Annotated in this window: 23 protein-coding genes; 6 read left to right on the forward strand and 17 right to left on the reverse strand. The window is 37.0% G+C overall.

Annotation, left to right across the window (positions count from 1 at the left end; all coding sequences use genetic code 11):
- Positions 1-3: 3 nt before the first annotated feature.
- The 7 genes from AC4BHA_RS07285 to AC4BHA_RS07315 all read right to left on the reverse strand — a co-directional run bounded on the left by AC4BHA_RS07285 (position 4) and on the right by AC4BHA_RS07315 (position 5,040).
- Positions 4-1,539, reverse strand: coding sequence for a rhomboid family intramembrane serine protease (locus tag AC4BHA_RS07285; RefSeq protein ID WP_490558382.1), 1,536 nt, complete (start codon positions 1,537-1,539; stop codon positions 4-6).
- Positions 1,540-1,623: 84 nt separating this feature from the next.
- Complete coding sequence (locus AC4BHA_RS07290; RefSeq protein WP_175354273.1) at positions 1,624-1,779, reverse strand: hypothetical protein; 156 nt, start codon at positions 1,777-1,779, stop codon at positions 1,624-1,626.
- A gap of 59 nt (positions 1,780-1,838) precedes the next feature.
- On the reverse strand, positions 1,839-2,795 hold the full coding sequence (locus tag AC4BHA_RS07295; RefSeq protein ID WP_066105102.1) for an L-lactate dehydrogenase: 957 nt from the start codon (positions 2,793-2,795) through the stop codon (positions 1,839-1,841).
- Between the two features lie 50 nt (positions 2,796-2,845).
- Positions 2,846-3,634, reverse strand: coding sequence for a DUF92 domain-containing protein (locus tag AC4BHA_RS07300; RefSeq protein WP_490558383.1), 789 nt, complete (start codon positions 3,632-3,634; stop codon positions 2,846-2,848).
- Positions 3,627-4,190, reverse strand: coding sequence for a 5-formyltetrahydrofolate cyclo-ligase (locus AC4BHA_RS07305; protein ID WP_490558384.1), 564 nt, complete (start codon positions 4,188-4,190; stop codon positions 3,627-3,629). Before AC4BHA_RS07305 ends, AC4BHA_RS07300 begins: the two co-directional genes overlap by 8 nt.
- A gap of 67 nt (positions 4,191-4,257) precedes the next feature.
- Positions 4,258-4,407, reverse strand: coding sequence for a 50S ribosomal protein L33 (gene rpmG / locus AC4BHA_RS07310; protein ID WP_066105110.1), 150 nt, complete (start codon positions 4,405-4,407; stop codon positions 4,258-4,260).
- Between the two features lie 63 nt (positions 4,408-4,470).
- A complete protein-coding gene (locus tag AC4BHA_RS07315; protein WP_490551141.1) occupies positions 4,471-5,040 on the reverse strand; it encodes a hypothetical protein in 570 nt (189 codons plus the stop codon).
- Positions 5,041-5,264: 224 nt separating this feature from the next.
- On the opposite strand from AC4BHA_RS07315, the gene AC4BHA_RS07320 reads away from it, so the two are divergent.
- Together AC4BHA_RS07320 and AC4BHA_RS07325 are read left to right on the forward strand one after the other, a co-directional pair.
- Positions 5,265-5,627: a hypothetical protein gene (locus AC4BHA_RS07320; protein WP_490551140.1), complete on the forward strand. Its 363-nt coding sequence runs from the start codon at positions 5,265-5,267 to the stop codon at positions 5,625-5,627.
- On the forward strand, positions 5,624-6,085 hold the full coding sequence (locus tag AC4BHA_RS07325; protein WP_490551139.1) for a hypothetical protein: 462 nt from the start codon (positions 5,624-5,626) through the stop codon (positions 6,083-6,085). The genes AC4BHA_RS07320 and AC4BHA_RS07325 overlap by 4 nt, the downstream gene beginning before the upstream one ends.
- 19 nt (positions 6,086-6,104) lie before the next feature.
- On the opposite strand, the gene AC4BHA_RS07330 is transcribed toward AC4BHA_RS07325, so the two are convergent.
- Complete coding sequence (locus AC4BHA_RS07330; RefSeq protein ID WP_490551138.1) at positions 6,105-6,497, reverse strand: hypothetical protein; 393 nt, start codon at positions 6,495-6,497, stop codon at positions 6,105-6,107.
- Between the two features lie 225 nt (positions 6,498-6,722).
- Here AC4BHA_RS07330 and AC4BHA_RS07335 point away from each other — a divergent pair, with 225 nt between their 5' ends.
- Positions 6,723-7,340 (forward strand): LysE family transporter, encoded by a 618-nt coding sequence (locus tag AC4BHA_RS07335; RefSeq protein ID WP_490551635.1) that lies wholly within the window; start codon positions 6,723-6,725, stop codon positions 7,338-7,340.
- Positions 7,341-7,409: 69 nt separating this feature from the next.
- Here the strand turns inward: AC4BHA_RS07335 and phoU are convergent, their stop codons facing one another.
- The 9 genes from phoU to AC4BHA_RS07380 all read right to left on the reverse strand — a co-directional run bounded on the left by phoU (position 7,410) and on the right by AC4BHA_RS07380 (position 16,744).
- Complete coding sequence (phoU, locus tag AC4BHA_RS07340; RefSeq protein ID WP_066105126.1) at positions 7,410-8,069, reverse strand: phosphate signaling complex protein PhoU; 660 nt, start codon at positions 8,067-8,069, stop codon at positions 7,410-7,412.
- A gap of 29 nt (positions 8,070-8,098) precedes the next feature.
- Positions 8,099-8,899 carry a phosphate ABC transporter ATP-binding protein PstB gene (gene pstB / locus AC4BHA_RS07345; protein ID WP_140462017.1) on the reverse strand — a complete coding sequence of 267 codons (801 nt, stop codon included), beginning with the start codon at positions 8,897-8,899 and terminating at the stop codon, positions 8,099-8,101.
- 32 nt (positions 8,900-8,931) lie between these two features.
- Complete coding sequence (gene pstA, locus AC4BHA_RS07350) at positions 8,932-9,846, reverse strand: phosphate ABC transporter permease PstA (protein ID WP_066105131.1); 915 nt, start codon at positions 9,844-9,846, stop codon at positions 8,932-8,934.
- A complete protein-coding gene (pstC, locus tag AC4BHA_RS07355) occupies positions 9,843-10,730 on the reverse strand; it encodes a phosphate ABC transporter permease subunit PstC (protein ID WP_066105134.1) in 888 nt (295 codons plus the stop codon). Before pstC ends, pstA begins: the two co-directional genes overlap by 4 nt.
- A gap of 71 nt (positions 10,731-10,801) precedes the next feature.
- Complete coding sequence (locus AC4BHA_RS07360) at positions 10,802-11,698, reverse strand: phosphate ABC transporter substrate-binding protein PstS family protein (protein WP_490551137.1); 897 nt, start codon at positions 11,696-11,698, stop codon at positions 10,802-10,804.
- 282 nt (positions 11,699-11,980) lie between these two features.
- Positions 11,981-14,065 (reverse strand): peptidoglycan D,D-transpeptidase FtsI family protein, encoded by a 2,085-nt coding sequence (locus AC4BHA_RS07365; RefSeq protein WP_254654710.1) that lies wholly within the window; start codon positions 14,063-14,065, stop codon positions 11,981-11,983.
- 93 nt (positions 14,066-14,158) lie between these two features.
- Entirely contained in the window at positions 14,159-15,367 is a 1,209-nt protein-coding gene (locus tag AC4BHA_RS07370) for an MFS transporter (RefSeq protein WP_490551134.1), read from the reverse strand.
- A 161-nt stretch (positions 15,368-15,528) separates the two neighbouring features.
- The gene (locus AC4BHA_RS07375) at positions 15,529-16,137 is read right to left on the reverse strand and encodes a superoxide dismutase (protein ID WP_140462014.1); all 609 of its coding nucleotides are present in this window, start codon (positions 16,135-16,137) and stop codon (positions 15,529-15,531) included.
- Positions 16,138-16,261: 124 nt separating this feature from the next.
- Positions 16,262-16,744 (reverse strand): DUF456 domain-containing protein, encoded by a 483-nt coding sequence (locus AC4BHA_RS07380; RefSeq protein ID WP_148630156.1) that lies wholly within the window; start codon positions 16,742-16,744, stop codon positions 16,262-16,264.
- 145 nt (positions 16,745-16,889) lie between these two features.
- On the opposite strand from AC4BHA_RS07380, the gene AC4BHA_RS07385 reads away from it, so the two are divergent.
- The 3 genes from AC4BHA_RS07385 (at position 16,890) to ispG (ending at position 19,394) form a co-directional block, all read left to right on the forward strand.
- A complete protein-coding gene (locus AC4BHA_RS07385; RefSeq protein ID WP_490551133.1) occupies positions 16,890-17,681 on the forward strand; it encodes a DUF1189 domain-containing protein in 792 nt (263 codons plus the stop codon).
- Positions 17,682-17,868: 187 nt separating this feature from the next.
- Positions 17,869-18,162 carry a hypothetical protein gene (locus AC4BHA_RS07390; protein WP_490558385.1) on the forward strand — a complete coding sequence of 98 codons (294 nt, stop codon included), beginning with the start codon at positions 17,869-17,871 and terminating at the stop codon, positions 18,160-18,162.
- Between the two features lie 116 nt (positions 18,163-18,278).
- Positions 18,279-19,394 (forward strand): flavodoxin-dependent (E)-4-hydroxy-3-methylbut-2-enyl-diphosphate synthase, encoded by a 1,116-nt coding sequence (ispG, locus tag AC4BHA_RS07395; RefSeq protein WP_490551131.1) that lies wholly within the window; start codon positions 18,279-18,281, stop codon positions 19,392-19,394.
- Positions 19,395-19,554 lie beyond the last annotated feature (160 nt).

The following is a 19,554-nucleotide window of genomic DNA, read 5'->3' on the forward strand; positions in this document are numbered from 1 at the left end:
TAACTATTCGGAATCAAGCTCATTCAGCGTTGTTTTATAATCTTCATTATCCGGTTCCTGATAAACTGCTATTTGGATATAATCTTTAGCTTTATCGATTTGTCCCAGTTGCCAGTAGAGCAGTCCAATATCATAATATGCTTCTGGAAACACTTCTTGCTGTTCAATGGCTTTTAGAAAATACGTCTCAGCCGCTTTCAGATCATATTGATGATACTTTATATATCCTGCTAAAAAAAATGCTTCTGGAGCGTCTTCTTCCTTTAGATAGCCTTCGATAAGCTCATAGGCTTTGGCATATTCCTTAGAATTCACATATTCATGAGCAAGAGTGACATCATTATGATATTTATGGTCAGATTCATTTGATGAATACCCATATACTAAAGCTCCTATTGTTAACAAAACGGTCAGGAGCAGCGCACCCATTTGCACGGCAAGCTTAGGATTTTTCGGCAATCTGACAATCGCTGCTGCGAGGAATCCACCTATTAAACCGCCGATATGGCCGGCACTATCTATAGCATCTGCAGAGAATGTAATAACCAGGTTGATGGCCAAAATTACAATCACATTCCATCCCATTGTTCTGAAAAAAAGATTGGGGTGGAGTATACCAAACAATAGCAAGGCACCGAGTAAGCCAAATATCGCACCACTGGCACCGGCTGATAGATTGGGCATCAAAATAAAACTTGCTACCGAACCAATAAAGCCTGCAAAAAAGTAAATAACCAGAAATCTTAAGCTTCCATAAATACGCTCAACAATAACTCCGACAAAATACAAACTTAAGGTGTTCAGAATCAAGTGTGTAAATCCAATATGAAGAAAGATGGGTGTGAAGAATCTCCACCATTCCCCTTCCATAATCAATGGGTTATACTTTGCACCAAATTGGATGAGGGTTTCAGTGTTTGTACTTCCGCCACGCATCTCGAGTAAAATAAACACAAGAACTTGGATGGCCATTAACAAGTATGTAAAGATTGGTTTGCCATGGCTAAAGATTTGTTCATCTTGTTTCTGCTTTTGGTAAGAAGCAGCCAAAGCATCTTCTTTAAGATGGTTAATTTCATTTTCTTCTATAAACTCATAATCCCTGTTGACCACTTCCAACGGAAACCCCAGAAAGCTTTCCAATTCCGTCAAAGATTCTTCCATAGCCTCTGTTTGAAAAATCATGGTATCAATCGTAATTTTTGCACGACTTTCGTTTGAGTATCTTCCAAGGACATCCGAATAATCATCAACCGGAGCATATTGACTAACATAAATGGTTTTAACAGTTAGTTCCTTCCTGGAAAGAAACCTACGAATCTTCTCTGCATTCTGCAGTACAAGATTTCGGTCACGCTTCATATTATTGGACCAATCCAAATCTTCTCTTTTTATACGGATTAGGGGATCTATCCGACTCGACTGATTTTCAAGCCATATTTCTTGCTGATCAGTGGATGCAGATATAAATCGATACCCTTTTTTCGTAATCAATTGATTGATAAAGGACCAATAGATATATTCTTCTTTAAAACTCACGGATTCCCCTACTTTCTCTCCCTAAAAAGTTTCTATATCTATTTTATCATTACGTAAGAGGAACAGAAATAATTCCTCTGGTCATTATGTTTGATCTTGCACAGTTTTAAAAATTGGCAATTCCATTAGAACGGCTATAAGGATGTTGCGCAGTACTTGATTCTTCATAATGGAAGACCTCTTTTGAAACACTATATACCCTATTATGCCAGATACGAAAATAATTAAGAATTTATTCATGTAAAAATCCCTCCTGTATTACCATATAGTTTGGTGAACAGGAGGGATTTTTATTCTACTTATAGTAACTGATCAAGAATTGGATTCATCGTTTCTTTTAATACTTTAACAGAATGTGAAAATTTCTCTTGCTCATCATCTGATAATTTCAGTTCGAGGATATCAGAAATTCCTTCACGGTTTACTATCGCAGGGACACCTACATACACATCTTCTTGTCCGTACTCCCCATCTAGGAAGGTTGACACTGTCAAAATGCTGTTTTCATTCTGAAGGATGGCTTTTGTAATACGAACCAGACCCATGGCAATTCCATAGAATGTTGCACCTTTTCGATTAATGATTTCATAAGCTGCATCACGTACATTAATAAAAATCTTATCCAAATCTTCCATGGAATGATTAGGTTTATCTTTAATCAGTTCGTTCATATTCTTTCCGCCTACATTGGCATGGCTCCATACAGGTAATTCTGTATCCCCATGTTCTCCAATGATATAGGCATGGACATTTCGAGGATCCACTTCAAAATAATCGCTTAACATAAATCGAAATCTGGCCGTATCAAGAATCGTACCAGAGCCAAGTACGCGATGTTTAGGAAGACCTGAAAATTTCCATGTTGCATATGTAAGGATATCAACTGGGTTCGCAGCCACAAGAAAGATCCCATTAAATCCATTAGCCATAATTTCTCCAACAATGGATTTAAAGATTTTCATATTTTTTTCAACTAAATCTAAGCGTGTTTCACCAGGCTTCTGATTCGCTCCTGCAGTTAGAACGATAATGTCTGCATCTTTACAGTCTGAATAATCTCCGAACCAAATTTTCGTTCTATTCGGTGCAAATGGAGTTCCATGATTCAAGTCCATTGCATCGCCTTCTGCTTTATCCTTATTTAAATCAATTAAAACAAATTCTTCAGCAATTCCCTGATTTAACATAGCGAATGCATAGCTGCTTCCAACAAAACCTGTACCAACAAGGACAACACGATTTACATTCTTTTTCATTAACAAAAACCACCTTTTCACACTGCATACAAGCTCTTTATACCCTAGTATTATGTGATACTATACCAAGTTATTATACAAAAAATAGTGCTTATCAGAATTGAGCTTAGATTTACAGTTTCGTTATTAATCCAGTTAATTCCTTTCCTTTTAACAGTCCGTGTATTGCAGTGCACTTTTTTCTCCGTATGAACCGAACAAACTGGGCATATATATTCGACTTGCAGGAAAGCCCCCAGTAAGGTATCCAGAATACTGCCCAGAAATCCGAATGCACTCAGTAGGAGAATTGTTGAAAATGACAGATTAAACAGTATACCTGCTATTACTGCAATGAATATGGAGCCAAACAGCCCGGCCAGAGTTCCATGGACTGAGACTGCCCCTGAAGTACCCCGTTCACATCTCTTCAAACTGATGATATGCATTGGGTCGGACTTACTCAACACACCAAGTTCAGATGACCATGTATCAGATGTAGCTGCTGCAATTGAAACGATAAAAGCAATTAACCAGATATCCGAACCGTCAGATATAAAATAAAGTAGAGAACTTATACCAGCAGGACCGCCATTTGCTGCTACCTGGGCCCAATTTCGTCTGCTTCCGTTTGCTAATTTTTTATCAATACTCTGCTTAATTCTTTTTTTATAACTGGAAAACAGACTAGATGAGGAAAAAAACAAACCAATTAGTAGTAAACCTTCCCATCCAAGTCCTATAACAATTAAAGCTCCCAAAAGAAATGCCGCGAGAGCACCGGATTTACTCAGAGCTTTAAGCCGATATGCCCCGTAGGAGCCGACAGCAACAGCGCCGTAAATAATTAAGTTACCCACAATTTATTACCCCTTGTTCTGTGAATAGATAGTCGACAGGGATGTCGAACTCTTCTGTATGGATATCATCTCTTATTTGCATCATAAACGCCAGCGAAAGTTTGATTCCATAAAATGATGCCAAATAACGATCATAATAGCCGCCGCCAAATCCAATCCGATAACCAGTTGTTGAGAATAGGAGTCCCGGAACTACCATTATATCGATTTGGTCGGATTCTATCTTTTGTGTTTTATCCGGTCTGGGCTCTTTTAAACCACTATAAACTGACTCAAGTATCGTATTTGGACGATAGTCATAAAATTCCATATATTTTGTGTGTGGATAGCATTTTGGAATCACGATATTCTTTTTCTCTTTCCACGCTCTCTCGATAATCTCTTTCGTTTCAATCTCAGGATGCCGAGAAATTGTGATTCCGATTGTCTTTGCATTCTTCCATATGTCATGACTAAATAAGTATTCAACAATTTTAGATGTATATGTATCCCGCTCGTATGACGGAAATTCCGCTAATAAACTCCGATAAGTCGATCTTAATTCTCCCTTTAACATTGCGTTAAATCCCCTTAAATTCTATATAATCCCAAAAAAAAACAACAGGAGAGAACCTCCTGTTGTTTTATTTTGTTTCGCGGTGTGCAGTTGTACGCTTCTCTCTTGGGCAATATTTTTTAAGCTCAAGACGATCAGGATTATTACGTTTATTTTTTGTGCTGATATAATTACGCTCACCGCACTCTGTGCAAGCTAAAGTAATGTTTACACGCATGTGAGTCCCTCCAGTTCATTCAAAACTTCATTTTATACGACTTTTCTATAATATCACCTTTCACTAATAAATGCTAGTCTGATTTTTGACCAAGTAATCAAACAGCATGACTTCCTCTTTATTCTTGCCTGTAATTAACCAATTAGAAACCCCCATTTTCACTCCGGGCTCCACTAGAAGCTTGTACATCGTTGTACAGATAACTAGACCTCTGGCTAAAGGAGAGTGGATAATTTGGCCATTTTCCATTAATTCGTACACCGCTTTTTTATGTTTTCGTTCCATTATCGAAATAGATGCACAATCATTTCCATTTAATAAGCTTATCGTATTCTTACCATATAAATAGATTAAAGAATCCGCAGGACTATAAAAACTTGCTGATACTTCACTAAAGGCCTCATGGACAAAAAATATCTTAATTTCAAGTGGCCGATCCCCATCATTTTTGCAGACTACATCTACTCTATCGAAATAATCATTATTTGTTAACTGTACTGCAGCAGATATCCCCTCTTGATCTTGATCGTTTTTGCACCAAAGATAGGGTACAATTAATCCAGATTTATCATCAACAAGCCTTTTACAGCTGGCTTTTTTAGTACTTTTATTTAAAGAGTCTAACTGGTCCATGCGGTCCCACCCCTTTCATTCATCTTGCCTTCTTTAGCGAACCACTAATATCTTCCATTTAAATCCTAACACTCCCTGAACCAGATGACAATGAACGCATATTGTCGAAGTACCACTACCTACTTCCAAATTATGAGCAATACTTCCTTTTTCATATATTTTTACCAAAATCAAGTGAAAATTGTTGTACAATAGGGATTGTAATTTAATTTGGGAGGGTATTCATGATAATCATTATGATTTGTTTATTTTCTCTATCTGCCTTACTGTTCTTGCTATCGTTGTTTTATAAAGGACAGGAAACTAAAGTAGAAAAAGAGATTGAACAGCTTTCATTAGAGCATATACAAGAAATGTATATAATAAAAAAACGAATTCGTGCACTTGAGGAGGAAATCCTGCACGAGGAATCGTTTTCGGAGGTATCTTTTTTAACTAATTCCTCGCCCATACACGAGGTTATTCAAAATCAGGTCATTCATTTGTACAAACAAGGATTATCGATTGAACAAATTTCCAGGCAATCTGCATTATCAAACAATGAGGTAATTAGAATCCTTGAAAGTCAGGCAGGCGATCTTCATTGAACCGACTATACATATCTGGAGCAGCTGCAGGTATTTTTTTAGCCACAAGCGTATTTACTGCATATTATCTTGCCACAGATGAATCAGCAGCTAAAAAGGTGCCCCTTTCAAGCGAGGACGCTCATAAAACTCTACAGGAGGATGGTTATCATGTTTTATCAAAAAGTGAGTGGGGTGACTATCAAAAGAACCTTCAATCTATTAATCAACTAAAAACAGGAAATCAACAAAGTAATAAAGAAGAAACTGTAGCCATTAAATTATCGATTAAGCCTGGAATGGCTTCCGACGAGATTATCAGCCTATTAAAAGATGAGCGCGTGATTGAGGATACTGAAAAGTTTTTCACCTACTTGAATGATCGGGATCTCACAAAAAAGATTCAGACTGGGACCTATACAGTTTATAAAAACATGGACTATGCTGCCTTATCTGCCATTTTAACGAAGGGTAAATAGTATATCAAAGTGGCAGCTTTTAAACTGGGATAACCTTTGCAATAACATCCCAGATTTTTCTATTTTGATCAATACTCTCTTCCCCTGAATCGATAATATCGGCCTTTTCAATTAAATTTTCCATCGCTTGATCAACAAAGCCGGGTAAAGGAAGTTTTTTTATAGCTTTAGCCATTTTTTCTGGATAGATATGACCATAGATTTCAATAGCCATAGAGAGCTCAGATACCGATAATTCCCTTCCGTATTTCTTTTGATAGTTTGCTTTCAGTTTCCTTGCCAGATCAATGGCTTCTTTAGGGTTTTGGATAATGGATTCCAATTCTTTATTATTGTCTATATGAATAGCTTTTTCACTCAGAAAATAGGTTATAGGTACTCCGTCCACTTCTACTGACTCTTTTTTCTTCATTCTTCTAATCCCCCTTTTATTAATAAATGTTATTTTCTTATATCCAAGTCACAAATTTATAAACATCTTTAAGGATTGTCCGTTAGTCAGATAAAGCTAGAGTTTTAGTTAAACACATTTTACAACCTCAATAAAACTGTTATACATACTTATCCACCTTTCTTCATAATATGTACAAGTTACTAATACATAAGAAGATGGAGTGAAAGCGTGAGCGGACATATTATGTTTAGTTATTTTTTGTTGGGAATAACATTGGCGGCACCCATTGGTCCAGTTAACTCAGCCAGAATAGATAAGGGGATCAAAAACGGTTTTTTTCACGCCTGGATAGTAGGCGTAGGATCTATGATTGCGGATGGAGTATTCATGCTATTGGTCTATTTGGGTTTTGTACAATTTATTACGATTCCTTATGTCCAGATTTTCCTGTGGCTCTTTGGAGGATTTGTTCTTATTTATACCGGAATTGAAAGCATTTTGAGGGTCCATACACTTTCATTAGAAGATTATCGTACGAAGGACTCGTTATCGAAATCTTTTTTAACTGGATTTATAATGTCCATTACAAGTCCATTATCTATCCTCTTTTGGATAGGGATATATGGGTCGGTTCTCGCTAAAACAGTTACTTCGTACGGCACAAGCTCTCTTCTTGTGTACAGCTTGATGATTTTTCTCGGGCTAACTTTTTGGGACATTACCGTTGCCTTTCTAACAACCGGGTTCAGAAGATATCTGAATGACACTAGCTTGAAAGCTATATCAGCCTTCTCAGGACTTTCTCTAATCGGTTTTGGGGCATACTTTGGTTTTCAGGGCATAAAGACATTATTTTTTTAAGCATTAAAAATAGGAACAAGATAAAATGGAGCTTCCTATTTGGGAATCTCCATTTTTATTATCACAATTCTATTCATTTAAATGATAGTGTCTTCCTTTAATCATATAAAGGGTTTCTTCCGCCATATTAGTTATATGATCGCCTATTCTTTCATAGTGGCGGACAATAAACAATAACTGAGAATTTTCGTTAACCGTAGCAGACTCAGGATGCTTCATTTCAAGTATTTTACGGATTTCCTGTCCATATAAATCATCCACTGTATCATCGAGCTCTGCAAGTTCCTTAGAAAGGACAATATTTTCCTCCATAAAGGATTTATTGAACATATCAAGCATTTTCATACAAGTAGCGTGCATTTCGCCTACAGCCTCATTAACAAAGGGCTTTTCTTCCTTTGATAATCTAATCGCAGTTTTGGCAACATTCTTTGCATAATCACCAACCCGTTCAATTTCAGAACCGATTTTAATAGCTGAAACAATATGCCTTAAATCCGTTGCAACAGGCTGCTGCTTTGCAATCATCAAGATAGCCAGTTCATCAAGCTCTTCTTCCATTTTATCAAGCTTTTTATCATCCTCTATAACAGAAAGTGCTAGCTCTACATCATTTTTCAGCAATGCTTGGTACGATTTATTCAAGGCAGATGAAGCAAAACGTTCCATATCTATTACTTTAAGCTTTAATTCCTTTAGCTCGCTCTCGAATTTTTCTCTTAAAACCATTTTTTATTCTCCCTTCAAAATGATCTGGCTTATCCGAAACGTCCTGTTATATAATCTTCTGTTCTCTTATCATATGGGTTTGAGAAAATCTTATCTGTCTTGTCATATTCAATGACTTCACCATTCAAGAAGAAGGCAGTTTTGTCAGATATACGAGCTGCTTGCTGCATATTATGCGTAACGATAATAATACTGAATTTCTCTTTCAACTCTTGTACGAGTTCTTCAACCTTTAATGTTGAAATTGGATCTAATGCGGAAGTCGGTTCATCCATTAATATCACATCAGGAGAAACGGCAAGGCATCGTGCCAAACAAATACGTTGCTGCTGTCCGCCTGATAGTCCGTTGGCGTTTGTATGCAATCGATCCTTAACTTCGTCCCAGATTGCTGCACCACGCAAGCTTTTTTCTACAATTTCATCCAATTCTTTTTTGTTTTTAATACCATGTATTTTAGGTCCGTATGCTACATTTTCATAAATAGACTTTGGAAAAGGATTTGGCTTCTGAAATACCATTCCAACTTTTGTCCGTAATTCTTCCACTTGAAAATCTTTATCAAAGATATTCTGTCCCCGGTAAAATATATCACCAGAAGTACGAACACTTGGAATAAGTTCAATCATTCTATTTAATACTTTAATATAAGTAGATTTCCCACATCCAGATGGGCCAATAATGGCTGTAACCTCATTTTCATTAATGGCAAGATTAATATCCTTTAAAGCATGGTGATCACCATACCACAAATCCAAACCCTGTGTATCGTAAACAAGTTTACTAGACTTTTCCGTTTTAGCCGGGTTGGCTTCTTTTAATTCTATCATCTCAATTTCCCCCTTGGTAATGGTGATTTCACTTAAGACACAGATGCCTTTTGTTTTGTTTTACTTTTGCCGCCTTCAAAATGTTTTTGGATAATTTTTGAGAATAAACGTGCAAGGAGATTAAAGATTAATACCATTATAATCAATACTGCTGCTGATTTAGTCGCGATTGCCGTTGCATCCGGAACAATTCCTTCAGAATTTAATTTCCAAATATGAACAGCCAATGTCTCTGCAGGTCTGAATATATTAAAAGGATTAACCGGACTTGTTAGATCGGCTGCTGTATTCAAGATTGGTGTTGTCAATCCTGCTGTAAAAATTAACGCTGCTGCTTCACCAAAAATACGACCAGCTGCCAGGATAACTCCCGTTATAATTTGAGGCATTGCTGTAGGAAGAGCAATTTTTACAATTGTCTGCCATTTGGTAGCCCCAAGTCCCAGACTGGCTTCTTTAACACCGGCTGATACCTCTGTAATTGCCGCTTCACTGACACGTGTTAAACTCGGTAAATTCAGAATCGTAATTGCTAGTGCCCCTCCGATAATGGTGTACCCCCAACCTGTAGCTGTGACAAATACCAATAAACCAAATAAACCAACTACAATGGACGGGAGAGAGGCCATCGTATCAATGCATAATCGGATAAACGTTAATAACTTTCCGGGTTTGGCATACTCCGCCAAATAAATACCTGCGCCTAAGCCAAGCGGTACAGAGATTATCAGAGTAATAATTAACATATAGAAAGAGTTAAATAGCTGATATCCGATTCCCCCACCAGCATCCATATTGCTAGAACGACCAGTCAGAAAAGATGGGTCCCAGAAACCCCAGCCCTTTTTGAGTATTTCAAATACTAAATAACTCAATAAAATAATGACAAAAATAGCAACGATATAGAAAATACCCGTCCAGATTTTATTTACTGTTCTAGCGCTCATTTCTGTGCCCCCCTATTCCCGATAAAACGAATAATCATGATGAATAAGAATGACATGATTAAAAGTATTAGCGCGAGGCTCCATAATGCATTATTCCATGCAGTTCCATTCATTGTATTAGACATGTCCATCGTTAAAATTCCAGTTAACGTTGCCGTGGGATCATTTAAGCCAGTCGGCAATTTAACCGTATTTCCGATAACCATCTGAACGGCAAGTGCTTCACCAAAAGCACGTGCAAGCCCCATAACGATTCCTGTAAAGATGCCATTCTTTGCGGCAGGAATGATTACTCGGCTGATTGCCTGCCATCTCGTGGAACCGAGCCCATAGGAGGCTTCCAGAAGCTGTGGCGGGACATTTTTTAACGCATCTGTTGCCAAGCTTGCAATAGTCGGTAATATCATGATACTAAGTACAATTATCCCGGCTGTTAAACTGAATCCTACTCCGCCGAATGTGTTTCTAAGTAGGGGAACTAATAAAGTCACACCTAGCAAACCATAAACAACGGATGGAATACCAACCAGCAATTCCAAAACCGGCTGCAAGACCTTTTTTCCGAATTTCGGGGAAATAAAGTTCGTAAATATTGCTAGAGCTATTGCAATAGGTGCACTGATAACAATGGCACCAATTGATACAAGTATAGAACCGATGATAAATATCAAAGCTCCATATTTCCCATCATTGGGACTCCAGTTTGTTGAGGTCAACATCTCCACTATAGAGATATTACTGTTTGTAAATGACTGAATACCCTTTCCTGTAATAAAAACGATAATAGCCAAAGTTGTTACAACGATTAATAGTCCACATAATGTAACAAGAATCCGTCCGATATATTCACTTTTCCAATAGTTGATTGGTTTATGATCATTCAAGCCTTTTCGCTCCTTCCGGCAAACAGATGATAACCAGGCTGTTTGACTTCCTGTTTACTTCATCCTTGGAATTATTCTTTATTTTCTAGCTCTAACATTGGAATGTATCCCATTTTCGTAACGGTTTCGGCAAACTCATCACTCCTAATGAAATCCATATAACCTTTAACAGCTCCGCCTATTTCGCCTTTCGTTACCATATATTCATAGGACCAAAAAGGGTAGCTGCCATTTACCACATTCTCAATTGTGGGTTCAGCCCCATTAATAGTTACCGGTTTTAAGGATGAGCCTTTCCCCTCAGCGAGGTAGCTCATAGCCAGATAACTAATAGAACCAGGTGTGGAATTAATCGAGTTTTCTACAGCACCGTTAGAATCCTGAGTTGTTCCAACCCCTGTATTCATGCTGACATCCTTCATGATTGTTTTTTCAAAGGCATATCGGGTACCTGATGATTCTGGTCTGTTCACGACATTTATTTCTGAATCAGCTCCGCCAACCTCTTTCCAGTTTTTAATTTTTCCGGAGAAGATTCCTTGGATTTGTTCAATTGTTAAATTATCTACATTGGCATCATCATTCACCACTATGCCAAACGCAATACCGGCTACTTTATAATCGACCAGTTCTTCTGCTAATTTCTCATCTTCAATTTTATCTACTGAAGGTAGATCAGAGTTTCCGATATTGACTGCACCACTCGCCACTTGATTTATACCTGTTCCGCTTCCACCGCCTTGAACAGTAACCGATACATTTGGATTTTTCGCCATAAATTCAGTTGCTGCTTCATCTGCCAATGGTAGTAAAGCTGTAGAACCAGCTGCATTTATGATTCCTGTGTATCCTTCTTCTTCAGAGCCGCTTCCCGCCTTTGCTCCTCCTCCATTATTACTGGTACAAGCTGCCAGCAATCCGATTATAAGTATCAAAGTAATCATAAATGCTGTTTTCCTTCTACGCATTTCCAATCCTCCCATATACTTTGGCTATTTATTTGTAATTTTTAATTTTCACCCTTTACATTTTCTATAGTAAAGATAAAGTTTAAATACTGTGTTAAAGAATTGTAAACGTAGTGTAAAAAATCAAAAGTTTATTGTAAAGATGACTGCAAAATCCTAGAAACCGCACTATTTATTTGTAATAATAATCCAAAAGAATGATACTTACCTAAATTATGCTGGCAGTAAATAAAAAAAGGTCTGCCCCATAAATCAAGGCAGACCCAATTTTCTATTAATCTTTTATTTTTGTTTAGCTCGTTCTTCTTTTAATTCATAATATTTTTCATAAACTTCTTTTGCGATTTCGAGGTTCATTTTATGTCCTGACGAATTTTGGTAAGCCCATGGTACTACTACACTCATGGCAATTTCCGGGTTATCGGCAGGAGCATAGGTAACAAAGGTTATATTATAGGTTTCTGGCTGTACAGTACCCTTTTCCCATTTAGGTCCATCATAAAAGGCTTCCGCTGTACCTGTTTTACCTGCTGGTTTATAGTCAGCATTTCCAAAATAAGAGTAGGCGGTTCCTCCGGTGGATTGGGTAACTTGTCTAAATCCTTCCTGGACACGTTCAATCCATTCAGTTTTCATTGGAAGAGTATTCATCACTTCTGTTTTAACCTCTTTAATAACCGGTCCAAGCGTATTATCTTCATCATCATCCACTGGCTCACGGACTTGTTTTAAAACATGCGGTTTTATACGGTTACCTCCATTTGCAATGGTAGAAACATATTGAGCCAACTGCAATGGAGTATACGTATCGTATTGGCCAATGGAAAAGTCCATTAATAATCCGGCACCCTGCGAGGATCCTTTATAGCCGATTTGTTCACCAGGTAAGTCTATACCTGTTTTAACACCTAAGCCAAATTGACTGTAATAATTCCTCATTGTGCTGAATGCTGAGTTATTAACTTTCAGAGAGCCTCCCGGAACATAGTTTCCTTTACCAAGAGCAATCGCTGTTTTAAACATGTAGACATTGGAGGATACTTTCAGTGCTTCAATGTCACTAATATTCCCAAAATTCTTCCATGATTTTTTAATTGGCGTGGCTTTAATCTTCATTGGTCCATCATAAATGACTTGTCCAGGTTTTATTGCACCGGTCTGGTATCCCGTTAAAATAGTTGCTCCTTTAACTGAAGAGCCCATGGCATAGGATGAAGTAAAAGTTCCCAATGCCATATCATTCATTTGCATTTTTCCATTATCATCGGCTGCATATTGTTTACCAGCCAGAGTTAGGAGTTCACCAGTATTAGGATTCGTTACAACAACAAAAGCACGATCGAGATATTTTGTATTCCCGCTTGCTTTCTTTTCCTTCAATTGCTTTTCAATAATTTCTTCTGTGGCTATTTGAAGATCCATATCAACTGTTAATACAAGATCCTTACCTCTTTGTCCTTCAGAAATAACCTCCGTGCTGACAATATCGCCGGATGTATTAGTTACATTTCTAATTTTCTCCTGTTGACCGCGTAATAAATCTTCATATTGCTGTTCTAAGTAGGAGGTTCCAACTCTATCATTTCGACTGTAGCCCCGAGCTAAATAATAACTTGTTTTATCAGAGGGCAATCCTTCGCTGGCACTTGATACTTTACCTAAAACAGATTTAAGCGTATCGCCATACGCATATTTACGTTCCCAATCTGTTGTTGTATCAACGCCTGGAAGAGATTCAATCTGCTCATTAACTCTCGCTACCTCTTCATATGTCGTTCCTTTATTTTTCACAATTTGCGGAGTTAAATAGTAACCGGCAATAAACTTGCTATAGATCGCCAGCACTTCCAACTCACTTTGACTGTAATCTATTTCTTTTTCAGTAATTCGCTCAAGCTGTAATTTGTATATATCATCATCTGTCAGCTTTCCATCACTTAATTGCTGATATTCTTTTTCTGTTACTTTCTTTTTAGCAGCTTCTGGGTTATTTAAAATCCAAAAGTCTTTCATATCCCTTTCACGAACTTTATCAGTATCAACCTCAATTAGCTTGGAAAGTTTTTCAGCAGTTTCAAGCATCTCTTTGCTTGAGGTTTTTTGTGTACGTGTGTAAGTTATCGCATATAAAGGTTGATTATCAACGATGATTTTTCCATTTCGATCATATATTTTTCCCCTCGGCACAGAATTGCTCACAGTTACATCCTCTGTCCGCTCTATTTCACGCTTATAGTCATCTCCATATACAATCTGAACAATTCCTAAACGGAGTATTAATGCAGAAAACATTACAAATACTGCAAAAAACAGTAGATTCAGGCGAACAGGTACATGTTTTTTCTTTTTCTTTTTTCTGACTTTCACTGTCCCCATCCCTTCTAATACACATTTCTTATCATTTTATTATCAATTTTTAAAGATTAACAGAAGTAAAAGATTCCAGCAACTTTTAGTTGCTTACATCTTGATGTCTTTTACAAAATAATAAACAAACAGATGTCCGGACCCTAATAATAATAGCAATATTTTGATGCCGGTACTCTCCGGCAAAATTTTAATGAACAATATAAACATAAGAATCGATGCGGCTCTTCCCATATTTAAAAATAATTCCCGGATTACCACATATTCGATACGATGTTCCCCCGCTTCCCAGGATCGTCCTATTACATCATACGTGACAGACATATAGGGGACAAGCAATAAGGGATAAGCTACTGCAAGAATAGACGCATATGTAAGCAGTTTAGTGAATGACACTTGATATATCAGAAAAAAGATTGAACCATAAAGGAAAATGGCCCCCACCAGCATCGACCATTTTCGGTAACGAACCTTTATATATCTGCTGACTAAAAAATAAGCAATAAATGATACTCCTGAACTAATTAATCCATATGTGCCTAAAGCCATTTCGCTACCCGTTTCGACAAATACAAAAACGGAAACAACAAAGAGAAACGTCCCTTCCCTTAGCCCCTGCGAAAAATTAGCATACGTAATTCTTCTCCAATCTTTATTATTTTTTCTTTCATCAAGAATACGCTTCAGCATATACTTCCCATTAGCTGCTCTGCTTTTTAATAAGAAACTAACAAGTACTGCCACGATAAACAAACATAAGGAAACTCCAAAAATGAACAGATAGCCATTGTTATCAGTCAAAACCGTAATAATATATCCCGCAAAAAAAGGACCAATCATTCCGCCGATAGACCCAGTTATCCCTTGGAGCCCATTAAATGTATCTCTAGTTTCTGGTTCAGTAATTTCGAATGTCATGACATTATAAGCAAGCCAATAGAATCCATATCCTATTCCAAGTAAACCACCAATTAGAACAAGATAAAGGTGGTCGGTAGAACTGAATGTCAGGACTGCTATATAAAATGCAGCTAAAAACAAGATTCCGATCCTCAGTACAATAATACGATCTATGCGTTTAGCCAATTTTCCAGCTAAAATAAAGGTAACTCCCTGAAGGATTACAACGGATAGATTATAAATCCCCAGATTGATCAATGCCTCAGACTGTTTCCATAAATAGATATTAACAAAAGTATTGGAAAGAGCCGTACTCAATGAATAAAGTGCTCCAATTAACAAAAGGATATAAAGTTCTTTATTTGTTTTTATTTTATTGACAAATTGATTATCCATTTTCATAAAAACTCCCCTTCACTTCCGGTTAGTTTTCCTGTAGATAATCCTCTTATGTAGAATTAAATCATTTGGTATTTGTTAACAGCAGATCCTTTATTTTTTGCACAAAAAAAGATACAGGAAACGATTCGGATTCGTTTCCTGTACCCACACTTATTATACGATTATTTTGCTGCTGCGTAGCGCTTAGAAACTTCATCCCAATTTACAACATTCCAGAAAGAATTAATGTATTCAGGACGACGGTTTTGGTAGTTTAAGTAGTATGCATGCTCCCAAACATCAAGACCTAGGATTGGTGTTTTACCTTCCATTAATGGAGAATCCTGATTAGCAGTGCTGGAAAGTTCTAGTTCACCATCTTTAACAGTAAGCCAAGCCCAACCGGAACCAAAACGAGTTGTAGCAGCTTTCGCAAACTCTTCTTTAAAGTTTTCAAAGCTTCCAAATTTAGCTGTTAGTGCATCAGCTAATTCACCTTCTGGTTGTCCGCCCCCATTAGGAGATAGAATATTCCAGAATAATGTGTGGTTAGCATGTCCACCGCCATTGTTTCTAACAGCAGTACGAATGCTTTCAGGTACAGAGTCGATGTCAGCTAAAAGATCTTCCAAGCTTTTTGCTGCCAATGTTTCCTGTCCTTCTAAAGCATTATTTAAGTTAGTCACATACGTGTTATGATGTTTTGTGTGATGAATATTCATTGTTTCTTTGTCGATATGAGGCTCCAACGCATCATACTCATACGGTAATTGTGGTAAAGAATAAGTCATAATTCTCTCCTCCTAATAATTGTAATAATAAGTACTTTCGGGCAATTCTGTAAGTTCATGTGTTACGAAAGTCTTTATCTTAAGATTAGCAATTGAAACCGTTTATTTCAACCTTTATGCCTTATCAGAGCACTCGGATAAAGAAATACACAATCATAATGATCTGAATGATAAATTTGGTTATCACACTGCCGACAAATCCAACGACAGAACCCATACCAATTTTCACTGCATTTTTTAGCGACTGTTTATGTACCAACAATTCAGCTATGACTGCACCTAAAAACGGTCCCAGTATAATACCAAGAAAAGGAATAACAAACGGTCCAATCAGCAATCCTATTGTACTACCCCAAACACCTGCTTTTGAACCTCCAAATTTCTTAACACCAAAAAGATTGACCAAATAATCTGCTCCAAACAACAGTAAAACAAACATTCCCTGTACAATCCAGAAAAACCACGAAAACGGTTCAAATGAAAAGAATACCCCATATAAAAGCATTCCACCTACTATAAATAGAACACTTGGAATAATAGGATAGATCAATCCTACAAACCCAATAATAAATACCAGCCAAATAATAAGCCAATACATCCATTCCATCTTCGACACTCCTCTCAAATACCCTAATTCAATACACACTTAACACTTTTTCGATTTGTTTCGCTATAATAAGCAGAACTTTCTTGTCTTATCGACATAAGCCAGATAGAATAAAGAATGAATTTAAAAAAAGGTGTTGTAGCCCATGAATATATTCTCACAATTTATTAAAAGCCTATACTCGCCAAAGCATATTGCGTCCTTTCGCTTTCAGGGTATAGGGAAAACCATCCTCTATGCTTTTTTATTATCTCTAATAACTATTTTACCATCATCGATCTATCTTACAAATGCAATACTAGATGGGGCAGATCATATAGCAAAAGCGTTAACGACAGATTTTCCTGAATTCGAAATTAAAGATGGCAGACTTCATTCAGATGAATCATTACCTGTCATTATTAATGATGATGTAGCTACGTTCCATTTTGACAGCACCGGTAGTCTGAATGCAAATGATATCACCAGCCCTACTGGAATAGACTTTGGAATACTACAGGATGAATTTGTCATTGCTGCAGACGGGGAATCACAAACAATTCCTTATTCTATGATACCCGGTCTTGAATTAACCAATGAAAAGGCCAGCGATTATATTAAATCTGCAAAAACATCTTTATACATAATTATCGGTCTATGTATGTTAGTCATGTATCTATTTACAACAGCAATATTCTTCTTAGAGATTACACTTCTAGCCTATCTTACCGGCTTATTTGTAACTTCCATGAACAGAAAAGCTACTTTTGGACAGCAGTGGAGGATAGCCACTTACAGCTTTACATTAGCCGTAACGTTCTTTACGTTTATGAATTTTATTCAGGTTCCTGTAATAGGTGATGTTTATGTCAAATGGTTTATTACACTAATGATGATCTACCTGACTATTAAAGAAATGCCTATTCCAAAAAGTAAACAAAAGACTATACAATCATAAAGTGTAGCCCTTCCGAATTTCTGCGGAAGGGTTTATTTATATCCTCTATTATTAAATACTGATTATCCAGCTCAACATTTCCTCTATTCTATCTAAACGTTAACTCTAAAAAAATCCTTCAAAATCAATTCTATTATCTCTACTAACTTCATATACTCTAGTAAAAGATAGAGGGAGTGCGAAAGAGATGAAAAGAATAATCCTGTTTATCGGCTTTTGTATTATAGCTTACTCGATATATTTTGATATAAGTGTAGGCACCCTTCCCGCCTACTCCTCCGAGAATATGGATAAAATGAATGAAAACTACTATAATATAAAAGTAGAGCCGGGAGATACCGTTCTTTCTATAATAGAGAAAAATGAAGGTACTATCCCAGTACCGATTGATCAAATGATTGAAGACTTTTCTTTATTAAATAACGGAATGAAACCGGAAGAAATAGAAATCGGACAAACTTACCGATTTAAAAATTACTAAATAGCCAATTCATAATCAACTTTATTGTTATTTTAGCTAAAACGCTGATACAATAATTTAGAAGATAATATATTTATTGGTATTGAGGCAAACAGCCTAAAAGGAGAGAATGACCAGTGAGTGAACTAATACATCGTACAAAAACCCGCCCCGTAAAAGTGGGACCACTGACTATCGGTGGCAACGATGAAGTTATAATACAAAGTATGACGACAACGAAAACACATGATGTAGAAGCAACAGTCGCGGAAATAAATCGTTTAGAAGAAGCGGGCTGCCAAATTGTACGTGTAGCTTGTCCTGATGAACGGGCTGCTCATGCAATTTCTGAAATAAAAAAACGTATTAATATACCTTTAGTAGTTGATATTCACTTTGACTATCGTCTGGCTTTAATCGCTATTGAAGGCGGAGCTGATAAAATCCGTATTAACCCGGGCAATATCGGCAGACGCGAAAAAGTGGAAGCCGTTGTAAAAGCAGCTAAAGCGAAAGGGATTCCAATTCGTATTGGGGTCAACGCAGGATCTTTAGAACGTAAAATCCTCGAAAAATACGGTTACCCAACTGCAGACGGTATGGTTGAGAGTGCTTTACATCATATAAAAATTCTAGAAGACTTAGACTTCCATGACATCATTGTATCAATGAAAGCATCTGATGTACGCTTGGCAATTGAAGCCTATGAAAAGGCGGCACAGGCCTTTGATTATCCACTTCACCTTGGAATCACAGAATCCGGCACGTTATTTTCAGGAACGATTAAGAGTTCTGCCGGTATTGGTGCCTTATTAAGTAAAGGTATTGGGAATACTTTGCGTATTTCTTTAAGTGCTGATCCGGTTGAAGAAGTCAAAGTAGCCAGAGAGCTGTTAAAAGTATTTGGTTTATCAGCCAATTCTGCTACCTTAATATCATGTCCGACATGCGGACGTATAGAGATTGATTTAATTTCTATTGCTAACGAAGTGGATGAATATATTCAAAAAATTAAAGCTCCAATTAAAGTGGCGGTATTAGGATGTGCCGTTAACGGACCTGGCGAAGCAAGAGAAGCAGATATCGGCATTGCTGGTGCTCGCGGAGAAGGTCTATTGTTCCGCAAGGGTAAAATCGTTCGTAAAGTGCCAGAAGAAATAATGGTTGAGGAACTAAAAAAAGAAATCGATGTTCTTGCTGAAGAGTATTACGAAAAACAAAGAATTGAAAAAGAAAAAGCAAGCCTGTCTTAAATTAAGCAGAAGCAATTCAGGTTCGAAACAGAAACTTTAAACTTAATTAAAGGTATGAGAATTTATTCTTTTTCCTAGTATATGTAAATAAAGAACTTCAAAATAATTATTATTTTGAAGTTCTTTTTTATATCTGTTATTTATGGATGGAGGGATTGGA

It is taken from the genome of Pradoshia sp. Z3_51 (assembly GCF_058215915.1).